Consider the following 23,986-nt stretch of genomic DNA (forward strand, 5'->3'; position numbering starts at 1 on the left):
CACTCGGGCTTCGTGGAGATGAACAGCCAGCAAAGCTGCCTGTTCCCTCCGCCCTCGCTCCACGGCTCGCTACGCTCGCGACTGCCGTCGGCTTTAGGGAAGCTGCAAACGGAATAAATCAGCGTTTCCTTATGGGCGAACATGGGGGAAAGAGGCCGCCAGTTCCTTGCTGAAGGACTGAAGCAGGGCCAGCCAGTCTTCTTGCAAGGGGTCCACCGTTACAATTCGCGCCCCAATGCTATCTGCCACCATAGCGGCAGCACTTTTGGGGAACTGCGGTTCAATAAAGACAGTGTTCAGGCCGTGGTGCAGGGCTGTATCAATTACCTTCTTCATGGCTTTGGGGCTTGGTTCTTTGCCGTCAATTTCAATGCTCAGTTCGGTGGTGCCGAATTCTTCAGCGAAATAATGCCAGGCCGGGTGAAAAGTCAGAAACAGGCGTTGCTTGGCCGGGAATGGCGCAAACTGAGCGTGGATGCTTTTTTGCAGGGTTTGTATGTCGTTACGCAGGGCAGTCGCTGCTTCGGTAACGGCGTTGGCCTTTTCAGGTAACAGGGCCACAACTTCTTTTTCCATGACGTCCAGCATGCGCAACATAAGGGCTGGGCTCAGCCAAATGTGGGGGTCTTTGCCTGTGTGCCCATGACCGTGGGCATCTGTAGCGTGGGCTTCGGCGTGGTCGTCGTGGTCATCGTCTTTATGTCCGGGCTCAGCATGTTTTTCCTCACCTTTGTGGGCAGGCTCGGCATGTTTTTCGTCTTCATGGTGGTCAGCATCTTCTTCTAATGCGGCATGTAAGGGCACAATACGCAGTTGCTTTGCCGCACCTTGAATGCGCGGGAGCCAGGCCGCTTCAAACGGGGCCCCAATGGTAAAGTATACCTGTGCCCCTGCCACGGCGCGCATTTGGGCCGGGGAGGGTTCAAAGGTGTGTGGGTCGCTGCCGCTGGAGGCCAGTACTGTTACTTCCAACGCAGTGCCAGCCAGGCGTTGCAGGAAATATTTTTGCGGGGCCAAGCTGACCACTACCTTTACGGGTGCTGCTGCGTGGGCAAGTGATGCGGTGACGAGGAATAACAGAATAGCGACAATATTGAGGCAGGTGATGCGGGAGGATGGACGCATATGCATGGAATTTCCTTGAGGATACCCAAGAGGGCGATATGGTTACAGGAGGCCTTTACACCGAAACCGGGAAAGGCCGTTTGGCCTTATCCATTGTAGACAATGTGCGGGTGGGGTCAAGGGGGAAAACAGGAGGTAACCTGTTTTGGCGGCTAAGTTACCGGCTTTTTGCCGTAAGCTTGTGTTTTGTTCCGCTGGTTACTGGTACGTATTGAGATAAAAAGATGATGAGGCCAGAGAATGTACTTGGCTTGTTTGAGTAACCCTAAAACTGGCATTAGAAAAAGTTGAGTTTTTTCGTTTGGCAAGGCGTGCTGCCAATTTGAAAGGGGGGCTGGACTCTTTGGTCCTGCCCCCCTGACAAATTGACGAACAACGCCGCCAAACGGAATAATCCACTTTTTCTTAACAATGCACTACTGAAATCGCCTTTGGAAAATGCTCAGTTTTGCATTTGGCAAGGCACGAGCTTTTTGGGAAGCAGGAGTACATTTATTTGTCCAGCCCTTACCCAAAGCCTTTGCTCTATCTGCCTTCCCTGCTGACGGCAGTCGCGAGCGTTAGCGAGCCATGGAGCGAGGGCGGAGGGTACAGACAGCTTGCTGCCTGTACATCTCCACGAAGCCCAAGCGGTAGTTTAGAAGTCCACAAGAAGGGGACTCGCTTCCAGCTCTTCCAGGAACTTGTCCGGACGTTCTTTCTGCTCTGGCACCACGATTTCTGCATGCACATATTCGCGGTAGCCAGTGCCAGCAGGAATGAGGCGGCCTACAATAACGTTTTCCTTCAAGCCGCGCAGGGTGTCGCTTTTCCCTTTCAGGGCCGCTTCTGTCAGTACCTTTGTGGTTTCCTGGAAGGAAGCCGCAGAGATGAAGGAAGAGGTGGTAAGGGAGGCCTGGGTAATACCCAGTACCAGCGGTTCTGCGTTGGCAGGGGTAAGCCCTTCAGCCACAGTGCGCAGGTTTTCAGTGCGGAACTCGGCTTTATCTACCTGTTCGCCCACCAGGAAGGTGGTTTGGCCTGGGTCAAGCACTTGCACCTTGCGCAGCATTTGCCGCACAATGACTTCAATGTGCTTGTCATCTATGGCCACGCCCTGGAAGCGGTACACGTCCTGAATTTCTTCTACAAGATATGCGGCAAGGAATTTTTCACCCTTGGTACGCAGAATGTCGTGCAGTTCAGGGCTGCCTTCGGTGAGCATTTCGCCAGATTCCACAAAGTCGCCATCGCTTACAATAATGTGGCGGCCTTTGGGTACCAGGTATTCTTTGGCTTCCCCGGCTTCAGGCGTCACAATAATCTTGCGCTTGCCTTTGGCTTCCCCGGCAAAGGCCACGGTTCCGTCAATTTCGGAAACAATAGCCATGTCTTTGGGTTTACGCACTTCAAAGAGTTCAGCAACGCGTGGCAAACCACCCACGATGTCTTTTGTTTTGGAAGATTCGCGAGGTTTACGGGCAATAATGTCGCCTGCCTCAATTTCCATGCCGTTTTTCACCATGAGCAGGGCGCCCACGGGCAAGGTGTAGGTGGCAGCCAGGGCAGAACCCGGACGGCTTTTCACTTCGCCATATTCGTCGCAAATGGAAACCGAAGGCCGCAGGTTGGTAGAGCGGTATTCGATAATTGTTTGCGAAGACATGTGGGTGGCTTCGTCCACTTTTTCCTGGTAGGTGCGGCCTTCCAGAATGTCGGTAAACTTTACCACACCGTTTACTTCGGAAACGAATGGTTCGTTGAAGGGGTCCCATTCAGCAATAAGGTCGCCCTTTTGCACATCCTGGTTTTCCTTCACCACCAGCTTGGAGCCGTTGGGCAGAATGTACTTTTCCCGTTCACGGCCTTGCTCGTCCACAATGCTTACCTGGCCGCTCTTGGAAAGAACCATGAACTGGCCTTCGCGGTTTTGTACGGCCTTTACGCGGGAAAGAATGATGCGGCCCGCGTGTTGGGCGGCAATATTGGAACGTTCAATTTCGCGCGATGCCGTACCACCGATGTGGAAGGTACGCATGGTAAGCTGCGTGCCCGGTTCCCCAATGGATTGGGCAGCAATAATCCCAACAGCTTCGCCAATGTTCACCAGGTGCCCGCGGGCCAAATCGCGCCCGTAGCACTGGGAACACACGCCGCGTTCTGCCTGGCAGGTAAGCGCGGAACGGATGGTGAGGGAGTTTATGCCTGCATCGTCCAGGGCCAGGGCCACTTCTTCGGAAATAAGCGTGTTTGCTGGGAACAGCAGTTCACGTGTTTCCGGGCTGTAGATGGGGTACAGGGTAACGCGGCCAAGGGCGCGTTCTGCAAGGCGCATTTTAATTTCGCCGCCCTTTACCAGGTGGCTCAGTTCAATGCCGTCCACTGTGCCGCAGTCTTTTGTGCTTACAATAACGTCTTGTACCACGTCTACCAAACGGCGGGTAAGGTAACCGGAGTTGGCTGTTTTCAGCGCGGTATCGGCCAGACCTTTCCGTGCCCCGTGGGTGGAGTTAAAGTACTGGGAAACGTCCAGCCCTTCCCGGAAGCAGGAAGTGATGGGGGTTTCAATGATTTCCCCGGAAGGTTTGGCCATCAGACCGCGCATCCCAGCAAGCTGGCGCATCTGGTCCTGGTTACCTCGGGCACCGGAGGTGGACATCATGAATATTGGGTTAAAGGAGGCGTTGGTTTTGGTCTCGCCCGTCTTTTTGTTCACTATTTCTTCGGTGGAAATAGATCTGACCATTTCTGTGGAAACGTCCTGGGTGGCTTTTGTCCACACGTCCACCACCTTGTTGTACTTTTCAGTACGGGTGATGATACCGTCGTGGTACTGGCGCTGAATGTTGTCCACTTCATCCTTGGCAGCCTCAATAATACCTTTTTTGGCATCAGGAATTTGCAAGTCTTTCACGCCAATGGTAATGCCAGCGCGCGTTGCGTATTCGTACCCCAGGTCTTTGAGCCTGTCGCACAGAATTACGGTGGCCTTGCTGCCAGCGTCGCGGTAAGCAGAACCCACCAGGCGGGCAATGTTCTTTTTGGTCAGCACGCAGTTGACGTTCTCAAAGGGAATACCTTTGGGCAGAATGTCGCGCACAAGAATACGGCCAGTGGTGGTTTGAATGAGTTCACCATCAATACGTACCTTGATGCGGGCGTGCAGGCCAAGCTGGCCACCATCGTACGCGGCGATAACTTCCCATGGGGCGCAGAAGATTTTATCTTCACCATCTTCAAAGTCGCGTTCCACTGTCATGTAATACAGGCCAAGCACAATGTCCTGGCTAGGTACAATAACGGGGCCGCCGTTGGCAGGGGAAAGAATGTTGTTGGTGCTCATCATGAGTACCCGGCATTCCACCTGTGCTTCAATGGAAAGGGGCAGGTGCACGGCCATCTGGTCACCGTCAAAGTCGGCGTTATAGGCAGAACACACCAGGGGGTGCAACTGAATGGCCTTGCCTTCCACCAGCAGTGGTTCAAAGGCCTGAATGCCTAAGCGGTGCAGCGTAGGGGCGCGGTTCAGCATAATGGGGTATTCGCGCACCACTTCTTCAAGAATGTCCCACACTACCAGTTCTTCGCGTTCCACCATTTTCTTGGCACTTTTAATGGTAGAGGCAAGACCCCTGGATTCCAGCTTGGAATAAATAAAGGGCTTGAACAGTTCCAGGGCCATCTTTTTGGGCAGGCCGCACTGGTGGAGCTTCAGTTTTGGACCTACAACGATAACGGAACGACCAGAGTAGTCTACGCGCTTACCCAGAAGGTTTTGGCGGAAGCGACCCTGCTTGCCCTTGATCATGTCGGAAAGGGACTTCAGGGGGCGGCCGTTGGTGCCAGTAATGGCACGGCCACGGCGGCCGTTGTCGAACAGTGCGTCCACTGCTTCTTGCAGCATGCGCTTTTCGTTGCGGATAATAATGTCAGGAGCGCCCAGTTCCATCAGCCTTTTCAAACGGTTGTTCCGGTTGATCACGCGGCGGTACAGGTCGTTAAGGTCGGAAGTGGCAAAACGCCCGCCATCCAGCGGCACAAGGGGGCGCAGTTCTGGTGGAATAACTGGAATAACTTCCATAATCATCCACTCTGGCTTGTTGCCAGACTCCAGGAACGCTTCCACAATTTTGAGGCGCTTGGTGAGCTTTTTCTTTTTGGTCTGGGAACGGGTGGCCTGCGATTCTTCGCGCAATTCCACTTTCAGTTCTTCCAGTTTCACTTCTTCCAGCAGGCTGCGCACAGCTTCCGCACCCATGCCCACGGTAAAGGCATCTTCACCGTAGTGTTCCAGCACCTGGTAGTGCTGGTCTTCAGAAATAACCTGAAGGCGGGTCAGGTTGGTGCTACCTGGGTCAAGCACAATGTACGAATCGAAGTACAGTACTTTTTCCAGGTCTGCCATGGTAATATCAAGCAATGTGCCAATTTTGGAAGGCAGGGTCTTCAAGAACCAAATGTGTGCCACAGGGGCAGCCAGTTCAATGTGGCCCATGCGTTCACGGCGTACTTTGGAGGCAATAACTTCCACGCCGCATTTTTCGCACACAATGCCACGGTGCTTCATGCGCTTATATTTGCCGCAGTTACACTCATAGTCTTTTACCGGGCCGAAAATTTTGGCGCAGAAAAGGCCGTCACGTTCTGGCTTGAATGTGCGGTAGTTAATGGTTTCCGGCTTTTTAACCTCACCATAAGACCATTCGCGGATACGTTCCGGCGCGGCAATGGAAACCTGAATAGATTGCAGGTTCTTAATATTGGATACGGTGGCGGAAGAACCTCTGACGGCGAAGAGTTCGTCTAGAGACATAGGTATACCTGCCAGTGTTTCGTAAGGGAGAAAGTGCGGCCTTGCCTGAAAACGGGGTGGCAAAGCCGCTGTTTCTCTCCTGTGCTGTTATTTTAAAAGGATATGGGCGTTACCCAGTCCTTGAGAATGCATACACAGCCTAAGCTGCGCGGCCAAAACACAATGGTTATTCTTCAGAATTATTGAAAAATTCCATTGGTTCAGGTTGGGCCCCTTCTGGCAACTGGGCCATATAACCCGAGCGTTTGGGGCGTCTTTTGCCTTCTTCCTGAATCAGGTTCACATCCAAGCCAAGGCTCATGAGTTCTTTCACCAAAACGTTGAACGACTCAGGCAGCCCAGCTTCCAGGAAGTTGTCCCCTTTGACTATTTTTTCGTACATTTTTACGCGGCCCACCACGTCGTCGCTTTTGACGGTGAGGAATTCCTGTAAAAGGTACGCGGCGCCATAGGCTTCCAGTGCCCACACTTCCATTTCCCCAAGACGCTGGCCACCAAACTGGGCCTTACCACCAAGGGGTTGCTGGGTTACCAGGGAGTATGGTCCAGTGGAACGGGCGTGGATTTTTTCATCAACCAAGTGGTGGAGTTTCAGTACGTACATAACCCCAGTTGTTACCCGGTTTTTGAAGGATTCCCCTGTCCGGCCATCAAAAAGAATGGTTTTGCCGTCATCGGGCAAACCAGCTTTGGTAAGCCATGCCCAGATTTCTTCTTCCGTGGTGCCGTCAAACACCGGAGTTTTGGTGACAATACCATCACGCATGGCCTTTACAGAAGCAATGAACTCTTCATCAGAAAGGGAGTCCACCAGGTCGGCGGTTTTTTGCGTGGAGAACACGTCCTTCACCCGGGCGCGAAGTTCGCTGATTTCTGTATTCTTGGAAGCCATTTCAGCCAGTTGCCCGCCAAGTTCTTTGGCTGCCCAGCCCAGGTGGGTTTCCATGATCTGCCCGATGTTCATACGCGAAGGCACACCAAGGGGGTTCAGCACAACGTCTACCGGGCGGCCATCTGCAAAGAAGGGCATATCTTCTTCCGGCAGGATGCAGGAAACAACACCTTTGTTCCCGTGGCGCCCTGCCATTTTATCGCCCACGCTCAGCTTACGCTTCACAGCCACATACACTTTGGCCATTTTGATAACGCCGGGGGGCAAATCGTCCCCTTCTGTTACCTTGCCGCGCTTGGATTCATAAATGTTCTTGATGTATTCAAGCTGGCGCTCGTAGGTTTCCAGTTCTTCAGCAATGGCGTCGTTGGTTTCCTTGCACTTGAACAGCCCGGCAAATTTTTTCACGGGCATGTCTGCCAGCATTTCCGGGGTAGGCACGCTGCCAGCTTCTGCCAGCACTTCACCTTTTTTCTGTCCTGTCAGGTTCTGGGCAAGCTGTTTGCCCGCACCAAGTTGCACAAAGCGGTTGCGCACGCTCTCGCCCAGGGCTTTAATGTGGTCGTGTTCCTTGGTGTCCAGGCGGCTCAGGGCCAAATCTTCAATGTCACGGGTTCTGTCATCTTTTTCACCGGAGCGGCGGTTGAACAGCTTCACCTCAATAACGGTGCCTTCAATTCCTGGGGGAACTTTCAGGGAGGTGTTTTTCACGTCGCGTGCCTTGTCGCCAAATATGGCGCGCAGCAGCTTTTCTTCCGGGGTAAGCTGAGATTCACCCTTGGGGGTAATTTTACCCACCAGAATGTCGTCTGGCTTCACGTTGGCACCAATGCGAATAATGCCGCTGTTGTCCAGGTTGCGCAGCATGTCTTCACCCACGTTGGGAATATCGCGGGTAATTTCTTCTGGGCCAAGCTTGGTGTCGCGGGCAACCACTTCAAATTCTTCAATGTGTACAGAAGTAAATACGTCTTCTTTTACACAACGCTCAGAAATAAGAATGGAGTCTTCGAAGTTGAAGCCACACCAGGGCATGAAGGCTACGGTAAGGTTTTTACCAAGTGCCAGTTCCCCGCCATCAATACCGGGGCCGTCTGCCAGCACCTGGCCCTTGGTGACCTTTTGGCCAGGGTAGCAGGAAGGCTTCTGCCCAAAGCAGGAGTTCTGGTTAGACTTGTGGTATTTGAGCAGGTTGTAAGAACGTACCCCGCCGGATTCCGGGTAAATGGGGTCTGTGTAGCTTACAATAATGCGTTCTGCATCGGCGTAGTTTACCACGCCTGTGGCTTCGGCCAGAATACATGCGCCGGAGTCCTGGGCCACGTCGCGTTCCATACCGGTGCCCACCAGGGGCTTGTCGCTGCGCAGCAGCGGCACGGCCTGGCGTTGCATGTTGGAACCCATGAGCGCGCGGTTGGCGTCATCGTGCTCCAGAAAGGGAATAAGCGCCGCGGAAATGGACACCATCTGGCTGGGGGAAATGTCGATGAGGGTAACATCACCTTTGGGGGTCATTTGTACGTCGCCGTGAATACGGGCTGTAACAAACTCATCCAGCAGGTTATTCTCTTCATCCATTACCGCGTTGGCCTGGGCAATTATTTCGTTATGCTCGCGGGAGGCATCCAGGTAGACAATTTCATCGGTGATATTGGCATTTTTCACCACCCGGTAGGGGGTTTCAATAAAGCCAAAGTCGTTTACCCGGGCAAAGGTGGTAAGGGAAACGATAAGACCGATGTTTGGACCTTCCGGTGTTTCAATGGGGCAAATACGACCATAGTGGGAAGTGTGCACGTCGCGCACTTCAAAGCCTGCCCGTTCACGGGTAAGACCACCAGGCCCAAGGGCGGAAAGACGACGCTTGTGCGTCACTTCCGAAAGGGAGTTGGTCTGGTCCATGAACTGGGAAAGCTGGGAAGTACCAAAGAATTCTTTGAGCACAGCCGTTACCGGCTTGGGGTTAATGAGGTCGTGGGGCATAAGGGTGCCCACTTCCTGCAAGCTCATACGTTCCTTGATGGCACGTTCCATGCGTACAAGGCCGATGCGGTACTGGTTTTCCACCAGCTCGCCCACGGGGCGCACGCGGCGGTTGCCCAGGTGGTCAATGTCGTCTGCCGGGCCGTGGGTGTCTTTCAGGTGGGTCAGAATTTGAATGGCTTTGATGATGTCTGCATCGGTGAGCACACGCAAATCACAGCTCGGGTCAATATCCAGGCGCTGGTTCAGTTTGTAGCGACCCACAGGGGAAAGGTCGTAATATTCCGGTGAACGGAACAGGTTGTCAAAAAAGCTGGCAGCGATTTCTGGCGTGGGAGGAGAGCTGGGGCGCAGGCGGCGGTAAATTTCCACCTGGGCAGCTTCCATGTCCGGGGTTTTGTCCAGTACCAGGGTGTCGCGAACGGAAGAGGAGGTGTCTGTGCCTTTGGTGTGCAGCACGGCAATGCGGGCAATGCCGTTTTCACGCAAAATTTCCACAAGCCCTTCGGTGATTTCGTCTGTAGCCTCGGCAAGAATTTCACCAGTGCTTTCATTCAAAATATCTTCAGCCAGGAACAGGCCGATGATGGACTCAGGGGCAACGCTAACGGCTTTAATGCCTTCGTCGCAAATCTGTTTCCAGGCGCGTTTGGTAATAATTTTGCCAGCTTTGGTAATGGATTTGCCCGCAGCATCTACAATGTCTTCATAGGCATTGTCTTTGCGGTACAGGGCAGGGTCCACTTCCCAGTTCACCTTGTCGTCTTCTGCAAGAAGGTAGTATTCCTTTTTGTAGAAGGTGTTGAGAATGTCCACCACAGACATGCCCATGGCTTTAAACAGCACAGTGGCAGGCATTTTACGGCGGCGGTCAATGCGCACGTAAAGAATGTCGCGGTGGTCAAAATCAAAGTCAAGCCAGCTACCACGCATGGGAATAACACGGCAGGAATACAGCACTTTGCGGCTGGAGTGCGATTTGCCGGAATCATGCTCAAAGATGATGCCGGGGGAGCGCTGGAGCTGGTTAACAATAACCCGCTCTGTGCCGTTAATGATAAACGTGCCTTTTTCCGTCATCAGGGGCAGGGTACCAAAGTAAATGTCCTGCTCTTTAATGTCGCGGATGGTACGGTTTTCCGTTTCTTCATCCACATCATACACCACAAGGCGTACTTTGATGCGGATGGGGGCTTCGTATGTCAGCCCTTTGCTGATGCATTCTGCCTGATCATATTTGGGTTCGCCAATCTCATAGCTGACAAATTCCAGACTAGCTGTGCGGTTGAAGTCTTCAATAGGAAAGACAGAGCGAAATACGGCTTCCAGGCCTTCTTCAGAGGTACGTAAAGAAGGTTCAAGTTGCAGAAATTTCTTATACGAATCCACCTGCAGGTTGAGCAGGTGAGGAGTAGGGAGGGCAACTTTGATTTTGCCGAATTGTTTTGTCAGCTGGGCCATGATTTCACCTCAGGGTCAGTAACAACAGTTTCTGAACGCGGACATCGGGAATATATCGTTATCCGTTTCGCCGGGAATGCTGCGGAAAAGGGGGGCGGGCATAGCTCCGCGCACTAAAAACGCCAAAAGGCTAAGCTAGGAACGGTTTTTTGGTTCCTGCCCAGCGAGTCTAGTGGGGTGTTATGCGAGGGGTACAAGCAAAGTACGGCCCAATTTTGCTCAGCGGTTTTCTGCATTGTGGACACAAAGTGAGCCAATATAGTTGAAGGCTCCCAAAAAGGCAAGTGGAAAAATAGAAAATATGCCTATATACTTCATCGGATTGCAGGCAAAGCATAGCAGTGCACTGAGGAAGCCCAACGGCACAAAGGCAATAAGCAGGAGTGCAACAGTCGCCTTTATTCCCAAAATCAACCCTTACTGTTTCCATTGTATACTAATGCAATATGGCAAGCAAGTAAGAGTGTGCCCCAAGAGTCAATTTACCTGGCGCGCAAAGAGGGCACAAAGAAACAAATGCTGTGGTGGCATACTGTTAAGGAACAATGCCACTCATTTACCCCGGCGGAATTACTGCAAGGAAAATGAAGCAGGCCCTGTGCGAACACAGGACCTGCAAATTCACAGAAGATGATCTGCGAAAGAAGCAAATAACAACGTTACTTTACTTCTACTTCAGCGCCAGCTTCAAGCAGTTGCTTCTTGGCATCTTCTGCTTTGTCTTTTGCTATAGCTTCCAGCAGGGTAGAAGGAGCGCCGTCTACTTTGTCTTTTGCTTCTTTCAGGCCAAGGCCTGTAAGAGCGCGCACAACTTTAATAACGCCAATTTTGTTAGCGCCAGCGGCCTTCAGGATAACGTCGAACTCGGTCTTTTCTTCTTCAGGAGCAGCAGCAGCAGCAGGCATTGCCATCATTGCAGCAGCAGGAGCAGCAGCAGATACGCCGAATTTGTCTTCCAGTTCTTTGATGAGCTCAGAGAGTTCAAGAACGGTCATGCCAGCGATAAATTCAATAACTTGTTCTTTGGTAACAGACATGGATATACTCCTTGTAGGTTCTTTGGCCCGCGGTTAAGCGGCTTTTTTGGTTTCAATAGCTTTAAGGGCATACAACACACCACGAATGGTGTTTGCAAGTACAGAAACAAGCCCGGTGGGCACGGCGTTCATGGTGCCGAGCAACTGGCCAAGCAGTGCTTCCCTGCTTGGCAGCTTGGCAAGTGCGTCAAGCTGTGCAGTGTCTAGTACTTTACCCTCAAGGCTCGCGCGGCGCAAAACAAGTGTTTTGCTGGTCTTGGCAAAGTCAACCATTGCTTTTGCAACGGCTACGGGATCATCCGAACCAAGGGCGATGGCGCAGTTTTCGCGGAATGTGTCTTTAATGACCGCATGGGGACCGTCTTCAAGGGCGATCCTTGCCAGGGTATTCTTCACAATAAGCAACGTTGCGTTGCTTTCGCGAAGTTTAACCCGCAGGCGTGTCATTTCTTCCACCGGCATACCCTTAAAGTCGGCGATTACCGCAATGTTTGCATCTTGGGTTGCGGCCTTGATGCTGGCAATAATAGCGGCTTTCTGATCTTTTTTCACGCGACTCTCCTTAAGTTATGTTGAGCCTGGTGGAAATGGAGCCAAAGAAAGTCTCGGCAGGTCTTCTCATTGGGCCTCTCAAATAGCCCTTTGTGCCTGCTGTCTGTGACTCGAATTTCCAGTGCCTCTAGCCATGGCGGCAATGCCGCCTATTGAAGGAAGAAAACCCGCAGAACCTAAGCCCTGCGGGTGTTCAATTAGCCTTCAATAAATTTGCGAATAATTTGTGGGTCTACCTTAAAGCCGGGGCCCATGGTGGTGGAAACAGACATGGCGCGCATGTAGGTGCCTTTGGCAGCAGAAGGGCGCAGTCGGTTTACTTCACCAAGAACAGTTTTGAGGTTGTCCATAATTTTTTCAGCACCAAAGGACACTTTACCCAGGGGGGAGTGCAGCACACCGGCTTTGTCCACCTTGAATTCAACGCGGCCCGCTTTTACTTCTTGTACAGCTTTGGCTACGTCAAAGGTTACAGTGCCAGTTTTGGCGTTGGGCATAAGCCCACGGGGGCCAAGCACCCGGCCTACCTGACCGACAAGGGCCATGCAGTCTGGGGTGGCTATGGCGCTGTCAAAGTTCAGGTTGCCAGCTTTGATTTCAGCTACCAGGTCTTCAGCACCAACAATGTCGGCACCGGCAGCCTTGGCTTCAGCCTGCTTTTCACCTTTACAGAAAACAGCAACGCGCACTGTTTTCCCCAGGCCATGTGGCAGGGAAATAGCACCGCGAACCATTTGGTCTGAATACTTTGGGTCTACACCAAGGCACAGAGCCAAATCTACTGTTTCATCAAATTTTGCGAAAGAAGCAGCAAGTGATTTTGCAACAGCTTCTTCAACTGCGAATTTTTCTTGTAAATCCAGGCCGTCAATTGCGGCGCGGAATTTCTTCCCACGTTTCGACATGCTGTACCTTATCCTCGTTTGAATCTCCTGCCGACTTAATACGCACTATGGCACCGCGGCAGTACAGTTGATTAAACGCTACTTAACGTCAATGCCCATGCTGCGTGCTGTGCCCATAATGGAACGCACCGCTGCTTCAAGATCTTTAGCGGTAAGATCGGGCAGTTTCAGTGCAGCAATTTCTTCCACTTGCTTCATGCTAATGGAGGCAACTTTGTTTCTGTTGGGCTCGCCAGAACCTTTTGCTACGTTGGCAGCTTTGGCAAGCAGAACGGAAGCAGGAGGGGTTTTGGTAATGAAAGAAAAGGTGCGGTCGTGGTAAACCGTAATAACTACGGGAATAACCGTGCCTTTTTGGTCTGCCGTTTTGGCGTTGAAAGCCTTGCAAAATTCCATGATGTTCAGGCCGTGCTGACCGAGCGCAGGCCCAACAGGTGGGGAAGGGTTAGCTACGCCACCGGGAATTTGCAGTTTAATTTTCGCCACTTCTTTTTTGGCCATGATAGTTTCCTTTTAACCTTGGGGCACCCATGCTTACAGGGTAAGCTGCCCCCACATATGGTTAGCCCTTGGTTACCTGCACAAAGTCAAGTTCAACAGGGGTTTGTCTGCCAAATATCGAAACAGAAACGCGAAGTTTGCCTTTATCGTAGTTTACTTCTTCCACAACGCCGTTAAACCCGCCGAAGGGACCATCTACAACGCGCACTTCGTCGTCACGTTCAAAGTTGAATTTAGGCCTTGGTTGTTCCTGACGTGATTCCATAAGGCTCAATATGCGGTCGGCTTCGCTGTCGCGCATGGGTGTTGGGCGGTTTTTGCCGCCAACAAAACCAGTAACCTTTGGAATGGACTGCACAAGGTGCCAGGAAAAGTCGGTCATGATCATACGAATCATGACATAACCGGGGTAAAACTTACGGGTGAAGGTTTTCTTCTCCCCGCGTACGAGCTCAATAACCTTTTCAGTTGGTGTAATAACCAGTTCTATCAGCCCCTGGTCTTGCGCTGTGCGTTGCATTTCCTTAATGGTAAGCTCCACACGCTTTTCAAAGCCAGAGTAGGTATGAACAATGTACCAACGGGCTTTTTGAGAACCTTCAAGCTCCTGAGTCATCTTACACCCCTATGGATAAAATGGCCTCGACTATCCATGCGAGGAGAATATCGACGAATCCGAGGAAGAGTGACATGACAACCACCAAGCCGGCCACTGCATAACTTGTTACTTTCACTTCTTTCCAGGTGGGCCAAGAAACCTTGGCAAGTTCCGCCTGGGAAGCTTGAAAGTAATTTGCCATGCGCTGGAAAAAACCAGGTGTGGTTTCCAGTTCAGACATCTTTTGCTTGGGCTGGCTTTTTACACCAGCAGCCTGCGCCTGGTTCTGCGATTTCTGCTTGATGCCCATATTGCACCTGTGTAGCGATTGCACGGGTTAAAGGCGATGCAACTTTTGTATGCCCGTTCAGCTTTTCTAACAAAATACATAATGACAGAGAGAAAAGATGAGGGGGAAGAAAGAGCAATACGCCGGACCACTATCAATAAGACTGTTCTGCGGTAAGTTGAACCTACCGCAGAACAGATATTAACGTGGCAGGGCAGGAGGGATTCGAACCCACAACATGCGGTTTTGGAGACCGCCGCTCTAGCCGTTGGAGCTACTGCCCTAGAGGGGAAGAGTTTACTTCGTTTCGCGGTGAACTGTCATTTTTCTGTCCCAAGGGCAGAACTTTTTCAGTTCAAGACGAGAAGTGGTATTCTTCTTGTTCTTGCTGGTGGCGTAATTGCGCCGTTTGCACTCAGTGCAGGCGAGCAGAATGTTAACCCGCATACGTTACTCCAGTATTTCGGAGACAACGCCCGCGCCAACAGTACGGCCACCTTCGCGAATAGCGAAGCGCAGGCCCTGTTCCATAGCGATGGGGTTAATCAGATCTACAAGGAAGGTAGCGTTATCGCCGGGCATAACCATTTCAACGCCTTCAGCAAGGCCAATGATGCCGGTGATGTCTGTGGTACGGAAGTAAAACTGGGGACGGTAACCCGTAAAGAACGGGGTGTGACGGCCGCCTTCTTCTTTAGAAAGAACGTATACTTCCGCTTTGAACTTTTTGTGGGGGGTGATGGACTTGGGAGCGGCAAGAACCTGACCGCGCTCAACGTCGTCGCGCTTCACGCCGCGCAGCAGGGCACCAATGTTGTCGCCAGCCTGACCTTGGTCAAGAAGCTTGCGGAACATTTCAACACCTGTGCAGATGGTCTTCACGGTGTCTTTGATACCAACGATTTCTACTTCTTCGCCCACTTTTACAATACCGCGCTCAACACGACCGGTTACCACGGTACCGCGGCCGGAAATGGAGAACACGTCTTCGATGGGCATCAGGAAGGGCTTGTCAATGACGCGCTCAGGCTGGGGAATGTAGTTGTCACAAGCCTTGAGCAGTTCAATAATAGGCTTTGCTGCTGGGTCGTCTGCGCTGGTAGCTTCAAGAGCTTTCAGTGCGGAACCGCGAATAACAGGAATGTCGTCGCCGGGGAAGCCGTAGCTGGAAAGAAGTTCGCGAACTTCCAGTTCTACCAGCTCAAGCAGTTCTTCGTCGTCAACCATGTCGCACTTGTTGAGGAACACAACAAGGCTAGGCACACCTACCTGACGAGCAAGCAGAATGTGTTCGCGGGTTTGTGGCATGGGGCCGTCGGTTGCTGCTACAACAAGAATGCCGCCGTCCATTTGGGCTGCGCCGGTGATCATGTTTTTAATGTAGTCAGCGTGGCCGGGGCAGTCAACGTGTGCATAGTGACGCACGTCTGTTTGATATTCCACGTGGGATGTGGAAATGGTGATGCCACGCTCTTTTTCTTCGGGGGCTTTGTCAATTTCATCATAAGAGATGAATTTGCCGCCACCAAAAGCAATGCCAGCCACTTTGGTAATGGCTGCGGTGAGGGTGGTTTTACCGTGGTCGATGTGACCAATGGTGCCGATGTTTACGTGCGGCTTGGAGCGATCAAATTTTTCCTTACCCATGGTGTTCTCCCTAACTTGCTGATTCTCACGCAGTTGGTGAATTGTGAAAAAATGGAGCCCACGAGCAGGATTGAACTGCTGACCTCGTCCTTACCAAGGACGCACTCTACCTACTGAGCTACGTGGGCATTTCCGTTTTAGCGAGCTGTGGGGAGGGACCGGGTGCTTTTGTGGAGCGGGAAACGAGACTCGAACTCGCAACCCTCAGCTTGGAAGGCTGATGCTCTAGCCATTGAGCTATTCCCGCGCACTCGCCGTAGTTCCCCGGCAGGTAACCTGCCTCCTACAGCCTTAGACGCATTCAAATTTATGGTGGTGGAGGGTGGATTTGAACCACCGAAGTCGTACGACGACAGATTTACAGTCTGTTCCCTTTGGCCACTCGGGAACTCCACCACATGGAGCTGGCGATGGGACTTGAACCCGCAACCTGCTGATTACAAATCAGCTGCTCTACCAATTGAGCTACACCAGCGTCGAAAAAGCTAATACTTCTGTTATGAAGAAAAGGCAAGAACAATTTTGAGTAAATTGCAATTTGGTGCTTTTCCCTCATGCGAGAAGGCACATTAGTCGTGTTCTTTCTTGAAGTCAAGCGAAATACGCAAGGATGTGGAAAAAATGAGGTTCGCTCCGGCTACAAGCCAAGACGCCTTGCTGGCACTAAGAGAAACACCCCGCCTGGCACTGCCGGGCGGGGTGTTTTTGAGCTCTCAATAAGGATTATTTGGGAAGCATTGATTAACGCAGCGCTTCCTTAGGCACTGGCCGCTGCGGTGTGCAGTGCGCGGGGCTGGCGCTTGTGTTCAACTATGCGGTGCAGGGGCTTGTGGTGTAGCGTTACTTCTTCCAGCAGGGTGCCCTTGCCTGCAACTAGTTCCCGAAGCAGTTGGTTGTTCAGGGCATGGCCGGAGCAACGTACCGTGAACTTGCCTTGCAAGGGAAGTGGGAGCATAGCCATGTCGCCAATGAAGTCCAGTAACTTGTGCCGGACAAATTCATCCTGGCTGCGCAACCCGTCCTGGTTCATCACGCCAGTGTCGTCCAACACAACGGCATTTTCAAGGCTGCCCCCAAGGGCCAGTTTGTGGGCACGCATGGCTTCCACATCTTTCAGAAAGCCAAATGTTCTGGCATAGGCCACCGTGGCAAAGCTTTCCGGTGTCACTTCCAGCTTCAAGCGCTGGGTGCCAATAGTTTTGTGGGGAAAATGTATAGTGTAGTCCACCATGAAGCCTTCATAAGGTTCTGCCATAATGAAGGCGTCGCCCTTGCTGGTGGAATGAGCAGCTTTTACGCGCAGCACACGGCGCGGCTTGTGCAGTTGTTCGATGCCAGCGTCCTTTATAAGGAGAGCAAACTGCCTGGCGCTGCCGTCCAGAATGGGAACTTCGCCGCCCTGGATGTCTATATGTACGTTGTCTATTTCCAGTCCGCGCAGGGCAGCAAGCAGGTGTTCCACTGTAGAAACAGCACAATGCTCATTGCCAAGGGTTGTGGCAAGGCCTGTGGCAATAACCACCTCAGGTGTGGGGGAAATGGTACATACCCCTTGTTTGCCTGAAACATGGAAGAGGATGCCTGTGTCCGCAGCGGCCGGGCGCATACGTAGAGTAACGGTTTTGCCGCTGTGCAAGCCAATTCCTGTGCAATCAATGGAATGACGAATGGTGGTTTGAAGCATGGTTCCTCGCAATGTTAACAGTCAACCTGCTCCAATATATGCAAATAATGCACCAAAATGACTATTGTTGTATCTACTTAATTTTAAATATGATTTCTTTTTCAGAGGGGGTTTGTACTTGTGTCTTTTTGGCGACTGTTGTTTTGAAGACACACCTGCCATACAGGCTCTAATGAAGAAACAGGTGCGTGTTGCAGGGGGGCGTCCATGGCTGGGCCTTACTTGGCTGTGCGCACAGCCATGGCAATTCTGTCCAATCCTGCTAAATCGGCAATTATTCGTGCTTCCTGCCATTTTGCGTGTTGGAGCATTGCCAGCACTGCACTGCCTTGTGTGTGGCCCATTTCCATAAGTAGCAGGCCGTCTGGGCGTAAGGCTGTGGCGGCTTGCCGCACCAGGGCCTCCAGGTCTTCCAGCCCGGTGGCGGGTGCAACTGCATTATCGGAACGCCGGGGCACCAGCGCAGTAGCGGGTTCAAAGTGGCGCACCTCGTGGCAGAGTCCCTCATATTCTTTCTGGCTTATATAGGGAGGGTTGGCCACAAACAGGTGCATGCTTTGCGGCAGCATAACGGGCATGGTAAAGTCGGCCTGGGCAAACAGGAGTGAGGAAACATGGTGGCGGGCGGCGTTGGTTTTGGCTACTTGCAAGGCAGCACGGCTTGTATCTACAGCAATGCCGCGCATGAAGGGCAGTTCCAGGGCCAGGGTAATGGCAATGCAGCCAGAGCCAGTGCCGCAATCAATAAAATAGCCAGCTTCCGTGTTTCGGGCAGGGGGGGCGGTAAAAAAAGACACAGCCGTTTCCACCAGCAATTCTGTTTCCGGCCTGGGCACCAGGGTACTGGCAGTCACACCAAAGGCCCGCCCATAGAACTCTTTTTCCCCAATGAGGTACGCAACTGGTTCCCCTGTGCTGCGCCGCAGTATCAGGGCCTCCGCCCTGGCATACAGTTCTGCATCAAGGGGCATATTGGGGGTGAGCAGGCATGTTTTGAGGAAGTCGTTGCGGTCCATGCCAAGGGTATGGGCCAGCAGTACCTCTGCTGAAAGGCGCGGGCTGTCTACCCCGTGCTGGTGCAGCAGGGCTGTGAATTGCCTCAGGCTGTTGTGTAAAAGTGGGTTTGGCATGGCTTACTTGTGTAAAATGGGGGGACGCTGTCCCCCAGCCCCCTGCAAGGGACGTGACGCCCCTTGACCCCCATTTTCGTTCCTTTTCCCGTAATGCGGGAAAAGGAACGAAGTTGCGGGTTCCAAGGGCATCATGCCCTTGGCGGAGGGGTTTGGGGAGGCAGGGCCTCCCCAAAATGGCAATAGGCGTTGTTGTATGCAGGCGTGGGTTGAGGGTGCGAAAAAGGGGAACCGAAGCTCCCCTGCCATTATATATAATGATGGTATGAAAAAGATGCACTGCCGGGTGCTACTCGCCAGACTGTTGCTTGAGGGCTTCGGTTTGCGCGGCCGTGGTGAGGGCATTGATGAAGTCCTGGATGTCGCCTTCCATCACGGAATCAAGTTTGTACAGCGTCAGGTTGACGCGGTGGTCGGTGACGCGGCCCTGGGGAAAGTTGTAGGTGCGGATGCGTTCCGAGCGGTCACCGGAGCCTACCTGGGCGCGGCGGGTTTCAGCATGTTCGGCATTCAACCGTTCCTGCTCTGCCTGTACAATGCGTGAAGAAAGAATTTTCAGGGCCTTGGCCTTGTTTTTGTGCTGCGACTTTTCGTCCTGGCAGGCCACCACAAGGCCTGTGGGAATGTGGGTAACGCGCACGGCAGAGTCTGTGGTGTTCACGCTTTGCCCGCCAGGGCCGGAGGAACGATACACGTCATAGCGCAGGTCTTCCGGGCGGATGTTGGCGTCTGCTTCTTCCGCTTCGGGCATAATGGCCACGGTGGCGGCAGAAGTATGGATGCGTCCCTGCGATTCCGTAGCAGGAACGCGCTGCACCCGGTGGGTGCCAGCTTCATACTTAAGGTAGCTGTACGCTTTCTGCCCGGCAAGCAGGGCGATAATTTCTTTGTAGCCGCCGGAGTCGGAATCAGAAGCGCTCATCACTTCCACTTTCCATCCGCGTGATTCTGCATAGCGTGTATACATGCGGAACAAATCGCTGGCAAACAGGGCGGCTTCTTCCCCGCCTGTGCCAGCGCGGATTTCCAAAATAATGTTCTTGTCGTCCAGGGGGTCTTTGGGCAGCAGCAGCACAGTAAGTTCATGCTCAAAGCGCTCGGCCTCTGCTTCCAGTTCCTTGATTTCTTCCTGGGCCATGGCGCGAATTTCCGGGTCGCCATCAGCAAGCAGTTCTTTGTTGCCTGCAAGCCCGGTCTGTACTTCCTTGTACTGCTTGAAGACATCCACAACTTCTTTCAGGTCTGCGTGGGCTTTGGCCAGTTTACGGTATTTTTCCTGGTCGGCCAGCACATCGGGGGAAGAAAGCTGTACTTCAAGGTCCGCATAGCGGTGTTCAAGGTTTTCCAGTTTGGCGAACATTAGTTTTGCTCCAGACGCGTATAGGCAGTGGTGGAAATAGTGGATGTGGTATCGCCATGCAGGGCTTCTTTCAGCGCAGCAAGGGCCACTTCAAGTTGTTGTTTGTCAGGTTCGCGCGTGGTGAGCTTTTGCAGCAGCATTCCAGGCCCGCGTAACAGGGTACCCAGCAAAGGGGTGTGAATGCGGGCGGCGTAGCGGATGGCTTCATAGGCCACGGCGCTGATGGGGGCCATAAGCAGCAGCTTGAACACCAGCACCACACTGTGTTTTACTATGGGGGAGGCTGGTGTCCACACGGCCAGCATAGCCGGCACGGTAATGGTATGCAGCACAATGGAAATGCACAGTACAAACAGCAAAAATGCGGTGCCACACCGTGGGTGCAGCCTGCTGTAGCGGGCGGCTGTTTCCGGGGTAACGGGGTTTTCGCCCTGTTCATAGGCACTAATGGCTTTATGTTCTGCCCCGTGGTAGGCAAACACACGGCGAATTTCCGGCAGGCGGGAAATAGCCAGTATGTACCCAAGAAAGATGACCATTTTGATCAGGCCATCCCACAGGTGGAAAGAAAACCCTTCCACCGCACCAGCAAGGGAAAAATACCCAAGGCCCAGGGTAAGCAGGTGCGGAACCACCACAAACAGCAAAAGGGCAAGCCCCAAAGCCACGGCCATGGTAAGTACCATTTGCCATGGTTTAATGGGTTCGCCCTCTGCCTCCGCCGCAAGGCTTGCGGAAAGGTTCAGCGCACGAATACCGTTGACCATGGTTTCCAGCAGAACCGGAAACCCGCGCAGCCATGGTTTTTTTGCCCATGGCGCATTTAAGAGCACCCGCCAGGGAAGCACGGTGGTCACCACTTCTTCATCAGGCTTACGCACAGCAATGGCAAGTTGTTTGCCATTGCGCATCATAACGCCTTCCATAACAGCCTGCCCACCCACCGCCAGGCTTTCCTGCTTTTCAGCTGCGGCAAGGGCGCTTTGCAGCGCAATACAATATTGGGGCAGTGTGTTGAGAAGAAGCACAGTAACCTTACTTCTCCAGCTTGGCGTATTTTTTACGGAAGCGGTCAATACGGCCAGCGGTGTCAATAAGGCGCTGCTTGCCTGTGTAGAAGGGGTGGCAGTTGGAGCAAATTTCCATGTGCAGGTCTTCTTTAACGGAAGTTGCTTCAATGCTGAAGCCACACGCACAGCTGATTTTGGAATTGAACGTTTTGGGATGGATATTCTCTTTCATGCTGAACCTCGTAAAAGTTATGATAAGTTTCCCCTCGGGAAAACCGGTGGGTGTGGTTGCAAACGGCTATTCCTACCCGCAATGTGGGCCTTTGACAAGCAAAAAATGGCGGGGACGAAAAATTCATGCAGGCTCTTTCTTTTCATACCCAACACTTATATACTAATGCCATATGAAAAAAAAACAACCAGCTTCCGTCCTTGTTGCGGCCAGGGGCTTTGCCCCTTCTGAAGACGCAGCCCGGCGGCTTATTATGACCGGTCAGGTGTTTATGCAGGTGGGGCAGGGCAGTGTGCGGGTGGAAAAGCCCGGCCAACTGCTACCTCCGGAAACGATTCTCTTTCTGCATGGGGAAGAGCGCTTTGTCAGCCGTGGTGCCTACAAGCTGCTTACTGTCATAGAGCATTTTTCCCTGAATGTGCAGGGGCTTGTGTGCTTGGATGCAGGTGCTTCCACAGGGGGCTTTACCGACTGCCTGCTGCAACACGGTGCCAGTAAAGTATATGCCGTGGATGTGGGGAAAAATCAGTTACATGAAAAATTGCGAGGGGAAAGCCGTGTTGTTTCCCTGGAAGGGGTAAACCTGCGCACTGCCCACCAGGACCTTCTGCCGGAACAGGTAGACCTTATTGTGGCTGATGTTTCCTTTATTTCCCTGACCCAGGTGCTTCCCGCCTGTTTGCGCTGGCTCAAACCTGGGGGGCAGGTGGCTGCCCTTATTAAGCCCCAATTTGAAGTGGAGTCCCATGAAACTGTGCGCGGCGTGGTGCGTGAAGCAGCCCTGCGGCAAAAAGCCGTAGAAAAGGTCACCACCTTTGCGAAGGAAACACTGGGCCTGGACTTACATGGGGTGGTGCCCGCTGCGGTAAAGGGCCCTAAAGGAAATCAGGAATATTTAGCGTTATGGACGCTTATCGGTAAGTAGCTGTTTTGGTCTAAATTCCTTGGCCCCGGAGTTATTCTTTTATAGCGGCAGCAGCAGCCCCAGGATTTTGTTTACCGGAAATGGTATGGGGGGTAAGGCGCAGCACGGCAGTGCTTTTCAGGGCCTCATCGCTAAAGGGCTGGTCTCCGGCTTTGGCTTGGGTGAGAATTGCCTGCATGCCGGCTCGCGCTTCTTGCAGGGTTGTTACCTCTTCAAGGGTGCCTTCCATAAAAACGCTGGCATAGTGGGTGGTAATTTCGGTGGCACCGTGGCCTGGGTCGTACACGTCTGCCTTGCCCACCAGCACAGCACTTACCGGCAGCTTACCTCCGGCATCCTGTAGCATACGAATTTTGCGGCCCGCACGGGCGCTGTGCATGTACAGGCATTGGTTGTGCCAACCAAAGTTCATGGGAACAAGGTAGGGTGCTTCGTGCCCTGGCAGGCCCAGCACAACATAATTGCTTTGGGTCATAATGGCATCCAAGACTTTTGGGTCTTGTATTGCTCTGTCTTTACGGCGCACGCTACCTCTCCTTTTTGGGGTATCTGCCTGATCGTTCATCGGAATAATTGCGCCGCTTGGGTGCCGGGGCTGGTGCCGCTTCCTGTGGGGAGGTAAAGCCGGAATCCATAAGGGCCGATATTTCCCGTGCGCGGGTGCTGCTGCTTGGGCTTCCCAGAAGCACCACAACCACACGTTTGGTGCCCCGCTTGGCAGTGGCAATAATGTTGAAGCCCGAAGCGTCTACATAGCCGGTTTTCAGGCCGTCTGCCCCGAAATATTTGTCCAGCAGGGGGTTGGCATTACGCTTTGTGTACCCCCGGTATTCCATGGTGCTGTGCCTGTGGTAGCGCTCCAGGTTTTGCGGGTAGGCGCGCAAATAGCTTCTGGCCAGGCTCAGCATGTCGGCGGGGGTGGTCACCTGCCCTTGGGCAGGCAGCCCACTGGCGTTTTTGAACAAACTGCTGCGCATGCCCAGTTCCCTTGCCTTGCGGTTCAGCATCATGGCAAAGTTGGATTCTGTTCCCCCAAAAAACTCGGCAACCGCTACGCTTGCATCGTTGCCAGAAGCAATGGCCATGCCGCGGAACAGGGTGTCCAGGCTTACTCTGTCGCCTGCACGCAACCCCATGCGGGAAGGCTGGGCGTTGGCAGCATTGGCGCTAACCGTAACAATGGTTTCAGGGCCAAGCTTGCGGGCCCGCATAAGGTCGTGTGCCACATACATGGAAAGTATTTTTGTGAGGGAAGCAGGTGGAATGCTGACGTTTTCCCCTTGGGAAAACAGCACCTTGCCGGCATTCATGTCAAAAACGATAGCACCACGGTAGGGCTGGTTTGTGGCAGCCCTTTTTTGGCGGCTTTTTCTTTTGGACCCTTTGGTTTTCGTTCTTTTCTTGGAAATTTTTTTGGTGTTGTCTACAGCTGCCAGGAGTTGGGTGTCTTCATGGGCAGCAGCGGCTGCTTGTGGGCTTAAGGCCACCGGGGCAGCCAGAAAAAGGCAGAAGCATAGGCAGGCGGAAAGGGCAAAGCGTGAGGCGCGGGTAAGATTATTCAGCACGAACAGGCTCCGGAAGCAGGGTGAGAGCGCCGGGGGTAGCCCGAAACGCTTGAAAAATGCACCCTGGTGAGCATAGAGCAGGGTGCTTGTGCCAAATGTTTTCCTTTAATGCGCCAATCTGTCCAGAAGGTCAACCCAAACATGGCAAAAACCGTATACTTGGCGCTGCATAGCTTACTGCGACTGCTTTTTGTTGCTTGCCTGTTGTTGCGCAAACACAGCATTTACCAGGTTGCATGCAGCGTACCGCGCCATGTGCTATAGTGTCTTTTTTTAGTACACATTGTGGGCTTTCCTG

General features: G+C 52.8%; 19 protein-coding genes and 5 tRNA genes. 1 reads left to right on the forward strand and 23 read right to left on the reverse strand.

Features of this window, described 5'->3' with window-relative positions:
* Nucleotides 1-129: 129 nt before the first annotated feature.
* The 21 genes from G497_RS0113185 to rpmE all read right to left on the reverse strand — a co-directional run bounded on the left by G497_RS0113185 (nt 130) and on the right by rpmE (nt 21,198).
* Nucleotides 130-1,131 carry a metal ABC transporter solute-binding protein, Zn/Mn family gene (locus G497_RS0113185; protein ID WP_027188497.1) on the reverse strand — a complete coding sequence of 334 codons (1,002 nt, stop codon included), beginning with the start codon at nt 1,129-1,131 and terminating at the stop codon, nt 130-132.
* 631 nt (nt 1,132-1,762) lie between these two features.
* Nucleotides 1,763-5,917 (reverse strand): DNA-directed RNA polymerase subunit beta', encoded by a 4,155-nt coding sequence (gene rpoC / locus G497_RS0113195; protein ID WP_027188498.1) that lies wholly within the window; start codon nt 5,915-5,917, stop codon nt 1,763-1,765.
* Between the two features lie 166 nt (nt 5,918-6,083).
* The gene (gene rpoB, locus G497_RS18265) at nt 6,084-10,253 is read right to left on the reverse strand and encodes a DNA-directed RNA polymerase subunit beta (RefSeq protein WP_051258128.1); all 4,170 of its coding nucleotides are present in this window, start codon (nt 10,251-10,253) and stop codon (nt 6,084-6,086) included.
* A gap of 659 nt (nt 10,254-10,912) precedes the next feature.
* Nucleotides 10,913-11,290 carry a 50S ribosomal protein L7/L12 gene (gene rplL, locus G497_RS0113210; RefSeq protein ID WP_027188500.1) on the reverse strand — a complete coding sequence of 126 codons (378 nt, stop codon included), beginning with the start codon at nt 11,288-11,290 and terminating at the stop codon, nt 10,913-10,915.
* 33 nt (nt 11,291-11,323) lie between these two features.
* Nucleotides 11,324-11,842, reverse strand: coding sequence for a 50S ribosomal protein L10 (gene rplJ / locus G497_RS0113215; RefSeq protein ID WP_027188501.1), 519 nt, complete (start codon nt 11,840-11,842; stop codon nt 11,324-11,326).
* Between the two features lie 197 nt (nt 11,843-12,039).
* The gene (gene rplA / locus G497_RS0113220; RefSeq protein ID WP_027188502.1) at nt 12,040-12,747 is read right to left on the reverse strand and encodes a 50S ribosomal protein L1; all 708 of its coding nucleotides are present in this window, start codon (nt 12,745-12,747) and stop codon (nt 12,040-12,042) included.
* A gap of 78 nt (nt 12,748-12,825) precedes the next feature.
* Nucleotides 12,826-13,248, reverse strand: a complete 423-nt coding sequence (gene rplK, locus G497_RS0113225) for a 50S ribosomal protein L11 (RefSeq protein WP_027188503.1) — start codon at nt 13,246-13,248, stop codon at nt 12,826-12,828.
* A gap of 61 nt (nt 13,249-13,309) precedes the next feature.
* A complete protein-coding gene (gene nusG / locus G497_RS0113230; protein ID WP_027188504.1) occupies nt 13,310-13,864 on the reverse strand; it encodes a transcription termination/antitermination protein NusG in 555 nt (184 codons plus the stop codon).
* A 1-nt stretch (nt 13,865) separates the two neighbouring features.
* Complete coding sequence (gene secE, locus G497_RS0113235; protein WP_027188505.1) at nt 13,866-14,156, reverse strand: preprotein translocase subunit SecE; 291 nt, start codon at nt 14,154-14,156, stop codon at nt 13,866-13,868.
* 186 nt (nt 14,157-14,342) lie between these two features.
* Nucleotides 14,343-14,419, reverse strand: a tRNA-Trp gene (locus G497_RS0113240).
* 13 nt (nt 14,420-14,432) lie between these two features.
* Nucleotides 14,433-14,582: a 50S ribosomal protein L33 gene (gene rpmG / locus G497_RS0113245; protein WP_027188506.1), complete on the reverse strand. Its 150-nt coding sequence runs from the start codon at nt 14,580-14,582 to the stop codon at nt 14,433-14,435.
* Between the two features lie 3 nt (nt 14,583-14,585).
* Nucleotides 14,586-15,782, reverse strand: coding sequence for an elongation factor Tu (gene tuf, locus G497_RS0113250; RefSeq protein ID WP_027188507.1), 1,197 nt, complete (start codon nt 15,780-15,782; stop codon nt 14,586-14,588).
* Between the two features lie 52 nt (nt 15,783-15,834).
* Nucleotides 15,835-15,910, reverse strand: a tRNA-Thr gene (locus G497_RS0113255).
* A gap of 43 nt (nt 15,911-15,953) precedes the next feature.
* Nucleotides 15,954-16,029: transfer RNA gene (locus tag G497_RS0113260), tRNA-Gly, on the reverse strand.
* Between the two features lie 63 nt (nt 16,030-16,092).
* Nucleotides 16,093-16,178: transfer RNA gene (locus tag G497_RS0113265), tRNA-Tyr, on the reverse strand.
* Between the two features lie 3 nt (nt 16,179-16,181).
* Nucleotides 16,182-16,257: transfer RNA gene (locus tag G497_RS0113270), tRNA-Thr, on the reverse strand.
* 282 nt (nt 16,258-16,539) lie between these two features.
* Nucleotides 16,540-17,466 (reverse strand): UDP-3-O-acyl-N-acetylglucosamine deacetylase, encoded by a 927-nt coding sequence (gene lpxC, locus G497_RS18270; protein ID WP_051258129.1) that lies wholly within the window; start codon nt 17,464-17,466, stop codon nt 16,540-16,542.
* Nucleotides 17,467-17,684: 218 nt separating this feature from the next.
* Nucleotides 17,685-18,596, reverse strand: a complete 912-nt coding sequence (gene prmC, locus G497_RS0113280) for a peptide chain release factor N(5)-glutamine methyltransferase (protein WP_027188508.1) — start codon at nt 18,594-18,596, stop codon at nt 17,685-17,687.
* 289 nt (nt 18,597-18,885) lie between these two features.
* Complete coding sequence (gene prfA / locus G497_RS0113285) at nt 18,886-19,956, reverse strand: peptide chain release factor 1 (protein WP_027188509.1); 1,071 nt, start codon at nt 19,954-19,956, stop codon at nt 18,886-18,888.
* Entirely contained in the window at nt 19,956-20,984 is a 1,029-nt protein-coding gene (locus G497_RS0113290) for a DUF1385 domain-containing protein (protein WP_439328863.1), read from the reverse strand. Before G497_RS0113290 ends, prfA begins: the two co-directional genes overlap by 1 nt.
* A gap of 7 nt (nt 20,985-20,991) precedes the next feature.
* A complete protein-coding gene (gene rpmE, locus G497_RS0113295) occupies nt 20,992-21,198 on the reverse strand; it encodes a 50S ribosomal protein L31 (protein WP_027188511.1) in 207 nt (68 codons plus the stop codon).
* A gap of 172 nt (nt 21,199-21,370) precedes the next feature.
* Here rpmE and G497_RS0113300 point away from each other — a divergent pair, with 172 nt between their 5' ends.
* On the forward strand, nt 21,371-22,123 hold the full coding sequence (locus G497_RS0113300) for a TlyA family RNA methyltransferase (protein WP_027188512.1): 753 nt from the start codon (nt 21,371-21,373) through the stop codon (nt 22,121-22,123).
* 31 nt (nt 22,124-22,154) lie between these two features.
* Here the strand turns inward: G497_RS0113300 and G497_RS0113305 are convergent, their stop codons facing one another.
* On the reverse strand, nt 22,155-22,649 hold the full coding sequence (locus tag G497_RS0113305; RefSeq protein WP_027188513.1) for a pyridoxamine 5'-phosphate oxidase family protein: 495 nt from the start codon (nt 22,647-22,649) through the stop codon (nt 22,155-22,157).
* A gap of 1 nt (nt 22,650) precedes the next feature.
* Nucleotides 22,651-23,688 carry a D-alanyl-D-alanine carboxypeptidase family protein gene (locus G497_RS18275; RefSeq protein ID WP_051258130.1) on the reverse strand — a complete coding sequence of 346 codons (1,038 nt, stop codon included), beginning with the start codon at nt 23,686-23,688 and terminating at the stop codon, nt 22,651-22,653.
* Nucleotides 23,689-23,986: the final 298 nt, after the last annotated feature.

The sequence above is a fragment of the Desulfovibrio cuneatus DSM 11391 genome (assembly GCF_000430005.1).
GTDB lineage: Bacteria > Desulfobacterota > Desulfovibrionia > Desulfovibrionales > Desulfovibrionaceae > Frigididesulfovibrio > Frigididesulfovibrio cuneatus.